The organism is Streptomyces sp. NPDC058001 (assembly GCF_042886315.1).
Classification (GTDB): domain Bacteria; phylum Actinomycetota; class Actinomycetes; order Streptomycetales; family Streptomycetaceae; genus Streptomyces.
The window spans coordinates 156281-173603 of sequence record NZ_JBHVQT010000007.1; the positions used below are offsets into that span (position 1 = coordinate 156281).

Here is a 17323-nt window from a genome sequence, read left to right on the forward strand (position 1 = left end):
CCAACAGCAGTCGTACGAGGCCATCCGTGCCGGTGCGTCGCGTTCGTCCTACCCTGGGCGCCATGGACGACAACTGCGCCGGCCCAATAAGCCCACCCGCCCCGGTCCCGGCCGAAGCCCCCTTCGCCGAGTGCGTGCTGTGCCGCGAGCCGACCGAGTACCCGGAGTCCCACAAGGGCGTCACGCTCTGCCCGGTCTGCGAGTGGCAGGAAGCCCAGCGGACCGCCTGTTCCGGCTGACCGGACATCCGGTCCCGCTCAGGTGCGGCGCGAACCGAAGGCGCACGCCACCGTCACCGCTGCCACCGCTGCCACCGCTGCCACCGCTGCCACCGCTGCCACCGCCAACAGGGTCGCGCCCGTGCGGGCAGAACCGTCCTGGCCGTTCCGGACGTCCTCGGATTCAGCGGAAACATCAACGGCCCCTATTCTCAACGGCGTCGCATTGATGGCCAGGCGTGACAAGTTCGGGGGAGCCACACCAGCATGAGCGGTACGAACAGGGACAGGCGCGGCGAGCAGGAGGACTACCTCGACGGGGGCATCAAGCCGCTCACCGCCTTGGACCCGGCACGCATCGGGCCGTATCTGCTGCTTGGCCGGCTCGGTGCCGGCGGCATGGGGCGGGTGTTCCTCGCGCGCTCGGACAGTGGACGCACCGTCGCCGTGAAGGTGGTGCACGAGGAGCATGTGTCCGACGAGCGGTTCAGGGCGCGGTTCCGGCGCGAGATCGACGCGGCGGGGCGGGTCGCCGAACGGTACACCGCGCCCGTGCTCGACGCCGGGCCGGACGAAGAGCCCCCGTGGGTGGTGACCGGATATGTGCCGGGTCTCTCGCTGGAGCAAGTCGTGCGGCGGCACGGGCCGTTGCCCACCGCGTCGCTGCACACCCTCGCCGACGGGCTGCTGCACGCGCTGAAGGACATCCATGACGCGGGGATCGTGCACCGCGACCTGAAGCCCTCGAACGTCATGCTGACCGTGGACGGGACCAAGGTCATCGACTTCGGGATCGCGCGGGCCCTTGAGACCTCCGTCGAGTCGCTGCTGACCAGCACGGGGATGGTCGTCGGGTCGCCCGGCTTCATGTCGCCGGAGCAGATTCGCGGGGAGAGTGCCGGGCCCGAGAGTGATGTGTTCACGGTCGGGTGCGTGCTCACATACGCGGCGTCGGGGCGGCTGCCCTTCGGGCACGGGGCCAGTAACCAGCACGCCGTCATGTACCAGATCGTGCAGGAAGAGCCGGATCTGAAGGGGGTCCAGGATCCCGCTCTTCGGTCGCTCATCGCGCGGTGTCTGACCAAGGACCCCGAGCAACGACCTGGTGTGGACGAGCTGTTGGCGGATCCCGAGCGGGTCGGGCCGGCGACCGCCGGGCGGACGTGGCTGCCCGCCGACGTGGTCACGCATCTCGCACAGCAGGCCGCCCGGCTGCTGGACGCCGAGGTGCGGCCCCTGCGCGAGAAGCCCGCGGACCGGGCGACCATCGGCCTGCGCCCGGGGGCCGAGCCGCCCGTCGTCGTCCACGCGGGCAACAACTCCGAGACGGAGGAGCAGCGTGACCGGCGCCCCCGTCGGCGCCGGATGATCATCGCGCTGCCCTTTGTCGTCGTTCTCACCGTCAGCGGAGGCACGGTGGCCGTGCTCCAGCCCTGGAGCACCGACAGGGACGGAGTGCACGCCCAGTCACCCGAAAGCAGCGTGCGCCCCACTTCCGAGGCCAGTAACTCGCCCAGTAAGCCCAGCAGTTCACCTTCCAAGGGAGAGGACGGGAAGGGCAAAGGCGACACGGACGGCAAGGACAAGCCCAAGGAGCAAAGTGACGGCGGCAGTTCGGGGGCGTCCGGAGGGAGCAGCTCAGCCGAAGCCGCCGACTCGTCGTCCGGCTCCTCGGGCGCGGGCGCAAAGGGCTCTTCCGGCTCCGGCGGCTCGTCCTCGGGGTCCTCGGGGTCCTCGGGCACGGGCGGCGGAGGTTCGTCCGGTTCCGGCGGCTCGTCCACCGGTTCCGCGCCGCCCGCCATGAAGGGCTACGAAATCGCGTACACGAACTCCTGTGTCGGCGCGTGCTCCATGCCGCTCAAGGTGAGCTGGTCGGCGGTGTCCCGGGCGACCCGCTACGACGTCCACTACACCAACAAAGGCAGCAATTTCACCAAGAAGGACATCGACACCGTCTACTCGACGGCCAACAACACGTACACGATCCAGGGCCCGTACTCCGGTGACGAGATCTGCGTCGCGGTGCGGGCGGCCAATAAGTACGGCGCCTCCGCCTGGGCTGAAACCTGGTGCGGGACGGTTCCCTACTAAGCCGGATCCGACCAGTTGAACCTGGGATCGCCCAACAGGGCTGATATCTCTGGAAGCGCCACCACTGAATTCCTTCTGGTATGTCGAGCCGAAGCCGGTCTTGGAATTGACCGCAGTACAGGAGACAGTCTCCACGACCGCCTGGGGTCCGTACGTGGTCATCTCCACCTGAGACCCGGACCGGTACCAATCTTCCGCCTGGCAGACTGGACGGGTGAGCAGCCAGGACATCGCCCCACCGCCTCAGGACAGCCCGTTCCGTACGGAACCGATCGCACGCGACGAGGCACCGCAGTTCGTGCTGCCGCTCGTCGTCCGGATCGAACGGTCGGACCCCCCGGCCCGTACCGACGCGCTGGAGACCGCGGCCCGCGCGGTGCTGGCGATCCTCAGCGACCCGCGGTCGCGGGACGACGGGGAATGGGCGGAGGCGATCCGGGACTGGCAGGACGCGCGGATCCGCAAGGTCGTGCGGCGGGCGCGGGGCGCCGAATGGCGGCGGGCGGAGTCGCTGCCGGGAATCACCGTGACCGGCAAGTCGGCGGAGGTGAGGGTGTTTCCGCCGGTCCCGTTGGACGGCTGGCCCAAGGATCTCGCCCGGCTCCAGGTGTCCGGCACCGACCTCGACGACCCGGAGGAGCCCACGGAGGCCGACACGACGGCGCCCGTACTGTGGATGAGCCCCGAGGTCACGATGACCGCGGGCAAGGCGATGGCGCAGGCCGGGCACGGCGCTCAACTCGCGTGGTGGGAGCTGTCGGACGAGGAGCGCACGGCATGGCGCGACGCGGACTTCCCGCTCTCGGTACGCACCGCCGCGCCGGCCCGCTGGCGCGAACTCACCACGAGCGGACTACCGGTGGTACGGGACGCGGGCTTCACCGAGATCGCGCCCAGCGACACGGTCGTGGCCGAGGGGCACCACCGCGTCGGTCCGCTCCCGCACCCACCACGGACCTGACCCGCTGACGGTGGTCCGGGGCTGCCGCTCGCTGTTGACGGACGCCGCCGAGGTCAGGCGGTCAGCTCCGTCTCGACCCCGACGACAGGCACGCGCGCGGCCACAGGCACAGGAGTGTGGCGGATGTACCACTCGGTGCCGAGCAGCCGTTCCCGTTCACCAGGAGGAAGACCGGCGATCAGGCCCGGGAGGGCACCTCGCTCGGCCTCGGAGCGATGCGCCAGTACGGCGGCGATCTTCCGTTCCAGCCAGGGAGTGACGTCGACTGTCGCCGTGACCTGCTCGTCCGGAACGCTGTACACCGTCTTGCGCGCACCGATCACGTCCCACAACCCCGGCACGGCCGACTCCGGGTGGGTGGCCAGGTAGAGGGCGCGCGGCTGCCATGGGGCACCGGCATCCGGGTAGAGCCGCTCAAGACCGGCCGCGTGGGCGGCGAGCACGGTCACCCGATGGGTGTGCACATGGTCCTCGTGGCCCGGCAGCCCGCCGTAGCCGTCATGGGTGACCATGATGTCCGGGCGGAACTCCCGGATGTGCGCCACCAGCCGTCGCACGGCGTCGTCGAGCGGCGCGTCGCAGAATCGCGGGCACCCCGGGGCCGAGTGCGGTACCCGCGCGTCGGCGTAACCGAGCATCCGCGGCTCGCCCGCGCCGAGGATCCGCAGCGCCTCGGCCAGCTCCGCGGCGCGCGGGGTGCCCTCGGCCCAGGTCGCCGTGACGACCCCGGTACGCGCGCCCGCCGCCGCGTGACGGGCGAGGACTCCGCCCGCCGACAACGACTCGTCGTCCGGGTGGGCGAACACCGCGAGCAGGTTCGGCGCGGGCATGGACGGACCGCCTTCCAGCACGAAGGGGCCCCGATCGTATGTCGTCCGGGGCGACGCACCGAAGCGGCCAGTGCACACCGTCACGGTTCCGTCACGATCCGTTGATCCGGTCACGGCCGCCCCATCCATGACCGCATTCTCGGCATTCAGCGCATTCGCAACGCATTCGCGGCGCATTCGGTGAACTGACTGCCGTTCTGGGGGAATTGGGTGATAGAGGTCCTGCTCGTGAGCGTGCTCTGCGCTCTGGGGCTGGTGTTCCTGCTGCTCCTGCGGCAGTTGAGGTCCCTGGGCCGGCACCTCGCGCCGCTGCACGCGCAGCCGCGTACGGTCACGGGTGGTCACCGGGCCGCTCTCCTCGCCGGTACGGCGGTCGCCGCGGCGGCAGCCCTCGTCGTGCTGCCGGTCCTCGACCACGACAGCTCCGGCGATACGCGGGACCGGGGCCGCTCGGCACCCACGACGGTCGGCGACGACCGCACGGTACGGCCGCCCGCACCGGGAGAATCGACTCACCGCAACGACCAGGGTCACCCCACCGCACCCGGCGGCCTCGACTCCCTCAACGAATCGGACGCACCGGCGAGTTCCACGACGGGCACCGACGACGGGTCGGACCGGACGGGGTCGTCCACGGCTCCCGGAAGCACCCCGGCGAAACCCGACCCGAACGCCCCCGGCACGGGTACCGGCACCGGCACCGGCACCGGCGGCAACAGCACCGGCGCACCCGAAGGCGGCGGAAACGGCGGCACCTCGCCCCGGCCCCCCACACACCCCACCCCACCCGGCACCACCCCACCCCCCGGCACCCCCGAGCCCCCCGCCACGACCCCGCCCCCGGGCAAAGGCATCTGCATCGGCCTCGGTCTGCCCCCCATCCTCGACCTGGGCATCTGCCTCCCGCGCTGACCCCCAGGCACCTCAGGCACGCCAGGAACCCGAGGCATCGTTCCCCGAGTCCCGGGCACAATCCCGCGCCCGTCGAACACCCCGGCCCGCCCGTTGAACACCGCGGCCTCCGGTTACGTACCTCTCAATACCGCGAAGTAGCTTGAACTGCCGTTCGGTCAGCGGTTGATTCAGGTATTCGCTCCACACACCCGCTCCACATGGCTCCACACCCGCTCCACCCCCGCTCCACCCCCGCTCCACACCGACCCCACCCCACCCCATACCGCTTCACACCGCTCACGCACCACGCGAAGCACGGTCGCCCCGGGAGGCTCATTTGCTGCGGCGCATCAACGGCACGGCACTCATCATCGCGGCGCTCGTCGCCACACTCGGGGCGCTCGCGTACCCGGTGTGGTCGTACGCGGACCGCTCCGGGACCCCGCAGGCCAATGTCGCCGCGGGCACCGTGGCCACGCAGTGGGGCCCGCTCACCGCGACCGACCGGGACTTCATCGTGCGGGTCCGGCTCGCCGGGCTGTGGGAACTGCCCGCCGGACAGCAGGCCATCGAACGGGCGCCGACCAAGGCGATCAAGGAGGCGGGCGACCATCTGGTCGTCGGCCACACCGACCTCGACAAGCGGGTACGGAGTGTCGCCGCCCAGCTGAACATCGAGCTGCCCAACCAGCCCAACGCCCAACAGCAGGGTTGGCTCCAGCAGTTGACCGCGGCCACCGGCGACCAGTACCAGCGGGACTTCGCGAATCTGCTGCGGGTGGCGCACGGCAAGGTCTTCGCACTGGTCGCCCAGGTCCGCGACAGCACCCGCAACACCCTGGTACGGCAACTGGCCACGGACGCGAACCAGACCGTGCTCGACCACATCACCGTCCTGGAGAACACGGGCCTGGTCGACTTCGACGCCATCGCCAACGGCGCCGCCACCGCGACCGCCAGCCCCTCCGGTCCCCCGCCGCCCGCCGGCCAGGCGCCGGCCGCGCCCGGCATCGGCCCGACCGGCGGTGACATCTCCACCACGTCACGGCCCTCGGCGACCACACCGGGACAGGTCAACACCGACCGGCCCGACCCCCAGGGCTGACCGGAACAACCGCTCGAACCTCAAAACTAGCTCTGAACATGCCCCCCTCCGGGTTCGGCGGCGCGCACCGGGGCCATGACACGGTCACGCACCACACGGTCACGCACCGGGCAGCGCGTACCCCGAAACGGGCGGCGCCCACCCACAGACGGGCAGCGGCACCCGGTGACGCCGCGGCACGCTGGCACCACGGCACGGCGAAGGACCGGGGAAGAACCGGCGAAGGAGGGGGACATGACATACCTGGGGAACGCGATCCATCTCGGCATCGGCATCGGCTGGCGCCCGGAGATAGCCGAGGCGGTGGAACGGATGCCGGGCGTCAATTGGGTCGAGGCCGTCGCCGAGAACCTCTGCCCCGGCCATCTCCCCGACTCCCTGCTGCGGCTGCGCGAGCGCGGCGTGACCGTCGTCCCGCACGGTGTCAGCCTCGGCCTCGGCGGCGCCGACCGGCCCGACGACGCACGCCTCGCCGAACTGGCCGCGCGCGCCGAAGCGCTGGGTTCGCCGCTGGTCACGGAACACATCGCGTTCGTACGGGCCGGGGGCCCGCTCACCGCGTCCGACCTGCTGGAGGCCGGGCATCTGCTGCCGGTGCCACGGACCCGCGACGCGCTCGACGTGCTCTGCGAGAACGTCCGTATCGCCCAGGACGCGCTGCCCGTACCGCTCGCCGTCGAGAACATCGCGGCGCTGATCGCCTGGCCGCACGAGGAGATGACTGAGGGCCAGTTCCTGTACGAGCTGGCGGATCGTACCGGTGTCCGGCTGCTGATCGACGTGGCGAATCTGCACACCAACCACGTCAACCGGGGCGAGGACCCGGCGAAGGCGCTGGCCGAACTCCCCGTCGAGGCCATCGCGTACGTACATGTCGCGGGCGGTTTCGAGCGGGACGGGGTCTGGCACGACAGCCACGCGCACCCGGTACCGGAGCCGGTCCTGGACATCCTCGCCGACCTCGCGTCCCGGGTACGCCCGCCGGGTGTGCTCCTGGAGCGGGACGAGAACTTCCCCGAGCCGGCCGAGCTGGAGCGCGAACTGATGGCGATCCGGACGACGGTGACGGTGGCGGACGCGGCACCCGTCCGGAAACGACCCGCACCGCACACCACCGACTCCACACCCGAAAGCCCCGACTACCCCGGTACCCCCAACAGCCCCATCACCCCCATCACCCCCGCCTCCGCCGCCGCCCGCCAACGCGTGGCCCTCGCCCAGGCCGCGCTCCTGTCGGCCCTGGTCGCGGGCACCCCGGTGCCCGAGGGCTTCGACCGGGTGCGGCTCGGGGTGCAGGGCCGGGCGCTGGCCGCCAAGCGCGCGGACGTCGTGGCCAAGGTCGCGCCCGAACTGCCGGACATCATCGGCGAGGCGTACCGCGCCGAGTTCACCGCGTACGCGCACACCAGGCCGATGACCGCCGGGTACCGGCACGACGCGCTGGCGTTCGCCGAGCATCTGCTGCTCGCCGGGCGCCCCGAGGACGCGTCGGCACGGCGGCGGTTGACGGCGTGGTGGCTGGAGCGGTCGGGTCCCCGGCCGCCGTCGGGCCGCCGCGTCGCCCGGCTGGTCCGGGCCGCGAGGCTCGCGCTGCACCCGGACATCACACCTCGGCAACACCCCGTCCGCATGGTGAACAAACCGTGGCGCCGCCCCCGGCACGTCGCATAGAACTCGGGCCATGCTCTGGCTCCTTCTCCTGCTCATGGCGTGTGCGGTCGCCGGTTTCACCTGCTGTCGACTCTCCCTCGCCACCGTCCGGGCCGCCGCCATCGACAAGGCCGCGGGACGCGGACACCGGCTGACCGTGTACGAGGCCGCGTTCCTGTCCGGCGGTCCGTACCGGGTCGCCGATGTCGCGCTGGTGTCGATGGCGCGTCAGCGGCGGCTGCTGCTCGCGCACACGGGCTGGGCAACGGTGGTGGATCCACGGGGCCGGGACGACCTGGAGCGTTCGGTGCTCGGCGCGATCGGTCCGGCCGGCCAGTCGCGGATAGCGCCGATACGGGCCGCGACCGCCGCCGCCGAGCCGGTGCGGGCGCTCTCCGCACGGCTTGTCGCCGACGGGCTCGCGGTCCCGGAGAGCGCGCGGAGCACGATCGCGGGCGCGGTACGCCAGGTGCGGGGCGCGCTGGTGGCGGTCCTGGTGTTCGGGGCGGTCGCACTGCTGACACCGGGACAGGGTCAGGGGGCGCCGGGCGGTTCCGGGCAGTTCCTCGCGTGGTTCGCGCTGCCGTTGACGCTGACGGTGAGCTGTCTGCTGATCGCGCGGGTCGAGGTCCACCCGTACACGCGGTGGGCGTCACCGTCCGGGCAGCGGCTGCTCGGCGGTCTGTCGACGGGCGCGGACGGCGACGACCGTTCGCAAGGGGACGGCGACGACCGTACGTACGGGGATGGCGACGACCGTACCTATCTGACCGCGGTGGCCGTGGGCGGGGTGGCCGCGGCGCGGGACCCCGGGCTGCTGTCCGCCTTCACGCAACGGGGTCATTGAGCCCGACACCGGTGGCCCGGTGCTTTACATCGTCAACCGCCGGACGAAGTATCCCTTTTGTCATTATGTGAATAGTCATGGTGGGAAAGGGACGCAGGAGCGATGCGAGCAGCCGCCCTCTGGGGCACCGCCGGGTCCGTGGTTCTCTCCGCTCTCGTGGCCGTACCCGCGGGCGGCGCGACGGCTCCTTCCGCTTCCTCGGGCTCACCGGAGTCGGTCGGCACCGCGAAGGCGGCGCAGCGCGCGGCGGACCGGGGCATCCGCTTCGGACCGTGCGCCGCCGAGGAGCAGTTGGAGGAGTCCGTGCGGTGCGGCACGGTCCGCGTCCCCCTCGACTACGCGCACCCCGACGGCCGGCAGATCAGCCTCACCGTCAGCCAGGTGAAGGCGACGGGCGAAGCCCGGCAGGGCGCCTTCGTGTTCAACCCGGGCGGCCCCGGCGCCAGTGGCATGTACTTCCCGATGATCGGCGCCTTCCCCGAGTGGAAGCGGATCGCCGCCGCGTACGACCTGGTCGGCTACGCGCCGCGCGGTGTGGGACGTTCGGCGCCGCTGTCCTGCCAGGACCCCCGGCAGTTCGTGAAGGCGCCCACCCAGTCGCCGACGCATCTGTCGGAGTCGTACAAGAAGGAGCGGATCGCGCAGGCGAAGTCGTACGCGCGGGGCTGCGAGCGGCGGGCCGGGACGGCGCTGCGGCACTACACGACGCTGAACAACGCGCGCGACCTGGAAGTGCTGCGCGCGGCGCTCGGCGAGTCGAAGCTGACCTTCATGGGCGCGTCGTACGGGACGTATGTCGGCGCGGTGTACGCGACCCTGTTCCCGTCGCACGTACGGCGGATGGTCCTCGACTCGGCGGTCGATCCGGACCCGAAGCGGATCTGGTACCGGAACAACCTGGACCAGTCGGCCGCGTTCGAGCGGCGCTGGACGGACTTCCGCGCGTGGGTCGCGAAGCACGACAAGGTGTACCACCTGGGCCGCACGGTCGACGAGGTCCAGCTCAGCTACGAGAGGGTCCGCGCGGCCGTCGCCGAGCGGCCCGCGGGCGGACTGGTCGGCCCCGGTGAACTCCAGGCCACGTTCCTGAAGACGGGCTACTACGACGACTACTGGCCGATGCGTGCGGCGGCCCTGTCCGCGTTCCTGAACGGGCAGCCCGAGTTGCTGGTGCAGCAGGCGACGCCGGTCACGCGGGCCGCCACCGAGACGGAGAACGCGAACGCCGTGTACACGGCCGTCGAGTGCAACGACGCGCCGTGGCCGACGGACTTCCGGACCTGGGACCGTGACACCACCCGCCTCGCGCGCGTGGCGCCCTTCGAGAGCTGGGACAACGCCTGGGCGAACCTGCCGTGCGCCTACTGGCCTGCGCCCCGGCAGAAACCGGTCGACGTACGGACCGCTGTCGGCGTGCTGCCGCCGACGCTGATCCTGGCCGCCGAACGGGACGCGGCCACCCCGTACAAGGGCGCCCTGGAGCTGGAGCGCAGGCTCGGCGGCGCGCGTCTGGTGACCGAGCGGGGCGCGGGGCAGCACGGCGTGGGCGGCGGACCCAACGCCTGCGTCAACGCCCATCTGGACGCGTACGTCCTGGAGGGCACGCTGCCGGCACGGCGAGCGGCCTGCGCCCCGCACGCGGAGCCCAGGCCGCTGTCACCGGCCGAGGGTGCTCAGGCGTCCCGTCAGGCCAGCCCGGAGACCAGTTCGCTGACGCTCTTGCGGCGGCCCGTGTAGAACGGCACCTCCTCGCGGACGTGCATCCGGGCCTCGGACGCGCGCAGATGACGCATCAGGTCGACGATGCGGTGCAGTTCGTCGGCCTCGAAGGCGAGGATCCACTCGTAGTCGCCGAGCGAGAACGAGGCGACCGTGTTGGCCCGCACGTCCGGGTAGCCGCGGGCCATCTTGCCGTGGTCCGCGAGCATGGTGCGGCGCTCCTCGTCGGGCAGCAGATACCACTCGTAGGAGCGCACGAACGGGTACACGCTGATGTAGTCGCGCGCGTTCTCGTCGGCGAGGAACGCGGGGATGTGGGAGCGGTTGAACTCGGCGGGGCGGTGCAGCGCCATGTTCGACCAGACCGGCTCCAGGGCGCGCCCGAGCCGGGTGCGGCGGAACAGGTTGTACGCCTCCTGGAGCGCGTCGGCGGTCTCCGCGTGCCACCAGATCATGACGTCGGCGTCGGCCCGCAGCCCGGACACGTCGTAGGTGCCCCGGACGGTGACGTCCTTGGCGGCGAGCTGGTCGAACAGCTCCTGGACCTCGTCGGCGTACCCGGAGCGGTCCTCGGGAAGCACGTCGCGGAGTTTGAAGACCGACCACAGGGTGTAGCGGATGACCTCGTTGAGGTCCTTGGCCTTCTTGCCGATGTTCGGGATCTTGGCGGGGGCGTCGTCACTCATGCCGCCATTCTCCCGCTTCGCCCGGCGGGCCGAGCACCGGGTACCCGCCTCAGCCCGCCGGCGCGCCCTCGGGGGCGATGAGGTCGACGGCCGCGTAGGCGCTCGCCACGCACGCGGGGATGCCGACGCCTTCGTAGACGGCGCCGCAGACGGCGAGTCCGGGGAGCTTGGCGACGTGTTCGCGGACGCGGGCCACGCGCGCGTGGTGCCCGACCGGGTACTGCGGGAGGCCGTCGTGCCAGCGGGTGACCCGGGCCGCGACGGGGGCGGCGCTCAGGCCGCTGGCGGCGCGCAGGTCGTGCCGGGACAGGGCGACGAGTTCGGCGTCCTCGCGGCCGATGTCCCGCTCGTCGCCGTAGCGCCCGACCGAGGTCCGTACGACATGGAGGCCCGGGTTCTCCTCGGCGATCCAGCCCCATTTCTGCGAGGCGAAGGTGGACGCCTTGATGGTGTGTCCGTCGACGGGCGGCACCAGGAATCCGCTGCCCTCGGGGAGCGTGGCGTCCGGGCGCCGGTAGGCGAGGGTGATCAGCGCCATGGAGGCGTACTCGACGGCGGAGAGTTCGGCGGCGGCTGCCGGGGCCTCCACGGTGAGCAGGCGGGCGGCTGCCGGGGCCGGGACGGCGAGGACGACGGCGTCCGCGTGCAGGACGCGGCCGGGGGTGACGACGCGCCAGAGGGCGCGCGGCTCGGGCGCGGGGTCCGGTGTGTCCGTGACCCGGCGCAGTTCCGTGACGGGTGTGCCGGTCAGGATCTCGCCACCCCGCGCGCGTACCGCGTCGGCGACGGCGAGCGGGAGGGTGCCGACGCCGCCCGCGATGCCCTGGAACACCGGTCCGGTCGCCGGGTTCGCGGCGACGCGGCCCTGGATGTCGCGAACCGCTTCCAGGAGTGAGGTGTGGGCGCGGGCCGCGTCGAAGAGCTGGGGGACGGCCGCGCGCATCGAGATGCGGTAGGCGTCGCCCGCGTAGACCCCGCCGAGCAGGGGCTCCACGAGGCGGTCCACGACCTCGCGGCCGAGCCGGTCGGCGACATACCGGCCGACCGCCACGTCCTCGCCGATCGCGGTGGGCGGCAGTTCGCGGTCCTGCTCGATCCGGCGCAGGGCCTCGGCGGAGAGCACCCCGGAGAGCGCGGCCGGGTCGCCGGGCACGCCCATGACATGGCCCTTGGGCATGGGTCGCAGGGCGCCCCCGGTCCACAGGGACGCGGTGGCCGTCGCGGGCGGCTGGAGCAGATCGCCGAGGCCGACCTCACGGGCGAGGCCCACGGCTTCGGGGCGGCGCGCGAGCATCGACTCGGCGCCGAGGTCGACCCGGGCGCCCTCGATCTCACCGGCGAGCAGTTTGCCGCCGACGCGGTCGGACGCCTCCAGGACGGTGACGCGGGGGGCGGGGCCGCCGCTGTCCCGGGTCAGCAGGCGGTGGGCGGCGGCCAGTCCGGCGATACCGCCTCCGACGACGACGATCCGCCGGGGGCCCGCGCCCGTCCCCGTACCGGTGCTTGAGTCCGCCCATGTGTCCGCTGCGTGCATGTCTCCCACTCTCTCAGAACCCCGGGCGCCGCCCGCCGCCCGGTCCGGGGCGGCGGGCCGAGTCCGGACCGTGATGCCATCGGGACCGTGCGGCGACATCGCGGCGGGGGCGTCCGGCGTCAAAGGAGTGTCCGTCGTCACGACTCCTCGGGGGTACTCCGAAATGCACGCGTCCAGCACCTCGTCCGGTACCACGCCAGGCACCTCGTCCGGCACCTCGTCCGGCCCGTCTCAGACCCGGCACCCGGGGGCGCCCGGCCGCGCCCGCCCGTCCGTACCGCTGCGCCGCGCCCAACTCCTCGCCGCCGTCCTGCTCACCGGCTCGCTCGCGCTCGCCGGATGCGGCGCGAACGACGGCGGCAACAAGTCCGCCGCGGGCTCGGCGGCCGACGGGCCGGCGGACCTCAAGGAGCAGGCCCCGGCCGACGCGGCAGGGCCGGAGGGCGCTCAGACCGGGTCCGGCTCCGCGAAGGACGAGTCAGGCGCCAAAGCCTCGGCGCCGCTCGCCGAGCAGCACATCATCCGCACGGCGAGCGTGTCCGTACGGGTCAAGGACGTACTGAAGGCCCTCGACGAGGCGCGTGACGCGGCCGAGACCGCGGGAGGCATCGTCGGCAGCGAGTCGACGGACCGCGATTCCGGTGGCCACGAGCGGTCGCGGGTCGTGCTGCGGGTGCCGCAGGACCGGTACAAGGAGGTCCTGAACGCCCTCTCGGGCAGCGGCACTCTCCTCAGCCGGAAGGAGTCCGCCGAGGACGTCACCCAGGAGGTGGTCGACGTCGACAGCCGTATCAAGTCGCAGCGGGTCAGCGTGGCGCGGATCCGAGAGCTGATGGACCGGGCGACCAAGCTCAGCGACGTGGTGACCCTTGAGGGCGAACTGAGCACCCGGCAGGCCGACTTGGAGTCGCTGCTCGCCCAGCAGTCGTCGCTCAAGGACCGTACGAGCCTCGCCACGATCACCCTGACCCTGTCCGAGACGGCGGCGAAGCCGCCCGCGAAGGAGGACGACGACCCGGGGTTCGTGGACGCGGTCACGGGCGGCTGGAGCGCGTTCCTCACCATGCTGCGGTGGCTCTCCGTGGTGATCGGCGCGGTACTGCCGTTCCTGGCGGTCGGTGCCGTGCTGTTCCTGGCCTGGCTGAAGCTGGTGCGCCCGCTCAGGAACCGCTGGGCCGCGACCGTACCGGCGCCTGCCGCGCCGCCGGCACCCGCCTCCGTACCGGCGCAGGCACCCGGGTCGCTGCCGGTGGCGCCGCCCCTGCGGGAGCAGGGCGAGCGGGACTGAAGTGGGGCTCACCCGTAGCGTGTTCGTATGGACGGTACGAGTGAGCGGCTGAACGGTACGCGGGAACGGCTGGTCGTCATCGGCGGCGACGCGGCGGGCATGTCCGCCGCGTCGCAGGCGCGCAGGCTGAAGGGCCCGGAGGAACTGGAGATCGTCGCCTTCGAGCGGGGGCACTTCACCTCGTACTCGGCGTGCGGGATCCCGTACTGGGTCGGCGGTGACGTGCCGGAGCGGGACGACCTCATCGCCCGTACGCCGGACGAGCACCGGGAGCGCGGGATCGATCTGCGGCTGCGGACCGAGGTGACGGAGATCGACACCGCCGGGCGCCGGGTGCGGAGCCGGGACCTGGAGTCCGGGGCCGAGGAGTGGACCGGCTACGACAAACTCGTGATCGCCACCGGTGCCCGCCCGGTGCGTCCGCCGCTGCCCGGCATCGACGCGCCCGGGGTGCACGGGGTGCAGACCCTCGACGACGGCCAGGCCCTCCTCGACACCCTGCGGGCCACCTCCGGGCGGCGCGCGGTCGTCGTGGGCGCCGGGTACATCGGCGTGGAGATGGCCGAGGCGCTGATCAACCGGGGCTACGAGGTGACGGTCCTCAACCGGGGCCGGGAGCCGATGTCCACGCTCGACCCGGACATGGGGCGGCTCGTGCACCACGCGATGACCTGGCTCGGGATCACCATGGTCAACGACACCGAGGTCACCAAGATCCTCACCGGGGACGACGGGCGGGTACGGGCCGTGGCCACCGAGGACGCCGAGTACCCGGCGGACGTGGTGGTCCTCGGGATCGGCGTCCGCCCGGAGACCACGCTCGCCCGCGCGGCCGGACTGCCCCTAGGCGACCACGGCGGGCTGCTCACGGACCTGTCGATGCGGGTGCGGGGGCACGAGAACATCTGGGCGGGCGGCGACTGCGTCGAGGTGCTCGACCTGGTGGCCGGACGGGAACGCCATGTCGCCCTCGGCACGCACGCCAACAAGCACGGGCAGATCATCGGCAGCAATGTCGGGGGCGGGTACGCGACGTTTCCCGGTGTGGTCGGTACGGCGGTCAGCAAGGTGTGCGATCTGGAGATCGCGCGGACCGGGCTGCGCGAGAAGGACGCGCGGTCGGCGGGCCTCCAGTTCGTGACGGCGACCATCGAGTCCACGAGTCGCGCCGGGTACTACCCCGGGGCGCAGTCGATGACGGTGAAGATGCTCGCGGAGCGCGGCAGCGGACGGTTGCTCGGGGTGCAGATCGTGGGGCGCGAGAGTGCGGCCAAGCGGGTCGACATCGCGGCCGTGGCGCTGACCGCTGGGTTCACCGTGGCCCAGATGACCGCCCTCGACCTCGGGTACGCGCCCCCGTTCTCCCCGGTCTGGGACCCGATCCTGGTGGCGGCCCGTAAGGCCGTAAAGGCTTTGAACGACGCGTAGGCGAGCGGCCGTCTTCCATTCCGCCGAACCCTCACCGCCGTGGCGCGCCACGGCATCGGCGGGACGTGGTCCTGCCGGACCAGGGGCGGCCCCGCCTCCGCCGGAGCGGAAGCGGCCGTCCCTGGGGCGGGGAGGGGGACTCCCGGCGAACCGACTCGTGAATTAGCGGAGTGTCCGGGTGTGGACGTGGTCGACCAGGCGGGTCAGGGCGTCGGGGTCGGTGTCCGGGAGGACTCCGTGGCCGAGGTTGAAGATGTGGCCCTCCAGGTCGCGTGCCGCCGCCAGGACCTCGTCCGTCTTGGCGGCCACCGCCTCGGGCGTGGCGAACAGCACCGCCGGGTCCAGGTTCCCCTGGAGAGTGCGGCCGGGTCCGACCCGGCGGGCGGCCTCGTCCAGCGGGACGCGCCAGTCGACGCCCACGACGTCCGCCCCGGCCTCCCCCATCAGCCCGAGCAGTTCACCGGTCCCGACGCCGAAGTGGATCCGCGGCACCCCGTACCCGGCGACCGCGTCGAAGACCTTCCGGGACGCGGGCATGACCGACCTGCGGTAGTCCGCGGGGGCCAGCGCGCCGACCCAGGAGTCGAAGAGCTGCACCGCGCTCGCACCGGCCTCGATCTGCACCTTCAGGAACGCCGAGGTGATCTCCGCGAGCCGGTCCAGGAGGTCGGCCCAGAGCTGCGGGTCGCCGTACATGAGGGCCTTGGTGTGCTCGTGGTTGCGGGACGGACCGCCCTCCACGAGGTAGCTCGCCAGGGTGAACGGCGCCCCGGCGAAGCCGATCAGCGGGGTGGCGCCCAGCTCACCGGTGAGCATGCCGATCGCCTCGGTGACGTACGAGACGTCGTCCGGGGTGAGGTCGCGGAGCTGCGCGAGGTCCGCCCGGGTGCGGATCGGCCGCTCGACGACCGGGCCGACGCCGGGCTTGATGTCGAGGTCGACGCCGATGGCCTTGAGCGGTACGACGATGTCGCTGAAGTAGATCGCGGCGTCGACGTGGTGCCTGCGTACCGGCTGGAGCGTGATCTCGGTGACCAACTCGGGCCGCATGCACGATTCGAGCATCGCGGTGCCCTCACGGACCTTGCGGTACTCGGGCAGCGACCGTCCGGCCTGACGCATGAACCAGACCGGTGTGTGCGGCACCGGCTCGCGTCGGCATGCCTTGAGGAAGGCGGATTCCCGAAGGGCGTCGGATGGCGTGGTCGGCTGGCCCGAGGGGCGGTGGTTGGCGCTCACGCCGCACAGTCTTCCATGCGGCCGGGGACACGATCCGGACAGCCCCGGCACCGGCGGGTGTCTCTCCCTGCACGAGAGCCGGGTTCCCCTTACTCTTCCCCGCATGGCTGCGGCTCAGGAACGACTGTCGGACGGCGCTGACGGAACGGACGGAAGCGAGGAGGACCCGCGGGATGCGGGGGACGTGACACCGCTGCCGTTCCGGGCGGCCGTCGACGCCTTGCAGGGCGCGCGGCTGCGGCCCGAGATCGAGATCGACCCGGCGCGCCCGCCGCGCCGACTCGCCCCGTACGCGTACGCCCTGGAAGCCGCGGTCGTCGAGGACGACCAGGACCTCGCGGACGGCCGTCTGGTGCTGCTGCACGACCCGGCAGGGCACGATGCCTGGAAGGGCACCTTCCGTCTGGTGACGCTGGTGCGCGCGGAACTGGAGCCGGAGATGGCGGCCGACCCGCTGCTGCCGGAGGTGTGCTGGTCGTGGCTGACCGGCGCGCTCCAGGGGCGCGGCCTGTCGTACGGGGAGTCGAGCGGGACCGTGACCCGGGCGGGGTCGCACTACTTCGGCGGCCTCGCGGAGCGTCCGCCGGCCTCGCAGATCGAGATCCGCGCGTCCTGGACGCCCCGGGAGGGGCTGAGCGGCGTACCGGACACGGCCGCGCATCTGGCCGCCTGGTGCGATCTGCTCTGTCAGATCGCGGGCCTTCCGCCGGTCGGCCCCACGGACGCGTCCGTGGTCTCCCTCCCCCAACGCCGGGGCCCACAGGCTCCCTGAACCTCCGTCAAGGGCGTGTGGGGGTCCGACCCGGCGGGGTCGGACCCCCACACGCCCTTCT

14 protein-coding genes are annotated in these 17323 nt (G+C 72.3%); 10 read left to right on the top strand and 4 right to left on the bottom strand.

Annotation, left to right across the window (positions count from 1 at the left end; translation table 11 throughout):
• The first annotated feature begins 485 nt into the window (after positions 1-485).
• Positions 486-2309 (top strand): protein kinase, encoded by a 1824-nt coding sequence (locus ACFVT5_RS18880; protein WP_389888602.1) that lies wholly within the window; start codon positions 486-488, stop codon positions 2307-2309.
• A gap of 214 nt (positions 2310-2523) precedes the next feature.
• On the top strand, positions 2524-3270 hold the full coding sequence (locus ACFVT5_RS18885; RefSeq protein ID WP_389888605.1) for a peptidyl-tRNA hydrolase: 747 nt from the start codon (positions 2524-2526) through the stop codon (positions 3268-3270).
• A 53-nt stretch (positions 3271-3323) separates the two neighbouring features.
• Here the strand turns inward: ACFVT5_RS18885 and ACFVT5_RS18890 are convergent, their stop codons facing one another.
• Positions 3324-4100 (bottom strand): PIG-L deacetylase family protein, encoded by a 777-nt coding sequence (locus tag ACFVT5_RS18890; protein ID WP_389888608.1) that lies wholly within the window; start codon positions 4098-4100, stop codon positions 3324-3326.
• A gap of 228 nt (positions 4101-4328) precedes the next feature.
• Here ACFVT5_RS18890 and ACFVT5_RS18895 point away from each other — a divergent pair, with 228 nt between their 5' ends.
• The 5 genes from ACFVT5_RS18895 to ACFVT5_RS18915 all read left to right on the top strand — a co-directional run bounded on the left by ACFVT5_RS18895 (position 4329) and on the right by ACFVT5_RS18915 (position 10333).
• Positions 4329-5012: a hypothetical protein gene (locus ACFVT5_RS18895; RefSeq protein ID WP_389888611.1), complete on the top strand. Its 684-nt coding sequence runs from the start codon at positions 4329-4331 to the stop codon at positions 5010-5012.
• Positions 5013-5334: 322 nt separating this feature from the next.
• Positions 5335-6099, top strand: coding sequence for a DUF4142 domain-containing protein (locus tag ACFVT5_RS18900; protein WP_389889435.1), 765 nt, complete (start codon positions 5335-5337; stop codon positions 6097-6099).
• Between the two features lie 234 nt (positions 6100-6333).
• Positions 6334-7770 (top strand): DUF692 domain-containing protein, encoded by a 1437-nt coding sequence (locus ACFVT5_RS18905; RefSeq protein ID WP_389888614.1) that lies wholly within the window; start codon positions 6334-6336, stop codon positions 7768-7770.
• Between the two features lie 10 nt (positions 7771-7780).
• Positions 7781-8596, top strand: coding sequence for a TIGR04222 domain-containing membrane protein (locus tag ACFVT5_RS18910; RefSeq protein ID WP_389888617.1), 816 nt, complete (start codon positions 7781-7783; stop codon positions 8594-8596).
• A 102-nt stretch (positions 8597-8698) separates the two neighbouring features.
• Positions 8699-10333 (top strand): alpha/beta hydrolase, encoded by a 1635-nt coding sequence (locus tag ACFVT5_RS18915; RefSeq protein ID WP_389888620.1) that lies wholly within the window; start codon positions 8699-8701, stop codon positions 10331-10333.
• On the opposite strand, the gene hemQ is transcribed toward ACFVT5_RS18915, so the two are convergent.
• Both hemQ and hemG read right to left on the bottom strand, forming a co-directional pair.
• A complete protein-coding gene (gene hemQ / locus ACFVT5_RS18920) occupies positions 10282-11001 on the bottom strand; it encodes a hydrogen peroxide-dependent heme synthase (protein WP_389888623.1) in 720 nt (239 codons plus the stop codon). The genes ACFVT5_RS18915 and hemQ overlap by 52 nt on opposite strands.
• 49 nt (positions 11002-11050) lie before the next feature.
• Complete coding sequence (gene hemG, locus ACFVT5_RS18925) at positions 11051-12535, bottom strand: protoporphyrinogen oxidase (RefSeq protein WP_389888626.1); 1485 nt, start codon at positions 12533-12535, stop codon at positions 11051-11053.
• 163 nt (positions 12536-12698) lie between these two features.
• Here hemG and ACFVT5_RS18930 point away from each other — a divergent pair, with 163 nt between their 5' ends.
• Entirely contained in the window at positions 12699-13823 is a 1125-nt protein-coding gene (locus ACFVT5_RS18930) for a DUF4349 domain-containing protein (protein WP_389888628.1), read from the top strand.
• A gap of 27 nt (positions 13824-13850) precedes the next feature.
• Positions 13851-15251, top strand: a complete 1401-nt coding sequence (locus tag ACFVT5_RS18935; protein WP_389888631.1) for an FAD-dependent oxidoreductase — start codon at positions 13851-13853, stop codon at positions 15249-15251.
• Positions 15252-15413: 162 nt separating this feature from the next.
• On the opposite strand, the gene hemE is transcribed toward ACFVT5_RS18935, so the two are convergent.
• Complete coding sequence (hemE, locus tag ACFVT5_RS18940) at positions 15414-16490, bottom strand: uroporphyrinogen decarboxylase (protein WP_389888633.1); 1077 nt, start codon at positions 16488-16490, stop codon at positions 15414-15416.
• Between the two features lie 103 nt (positions 16491-16593).
• Here hemE and ACFVT5_RS18945 point away from each other — a divergent pair, with 103 nt between their 5' ends.
• The gene (locus ACFVT5_RS18945; RefSeq protein WP_389888636.1) at positions 16594-17262 is read left to right on the top strand and encodes a DUF3000 domain-containing protein; all 669 of its coding nucleotides are present in this window, start codon (positions 16594-16596) and stop codon (positions 17260-17262) included.
• Positions 17263-17323 lie beyond the last annotated feature (61 nt).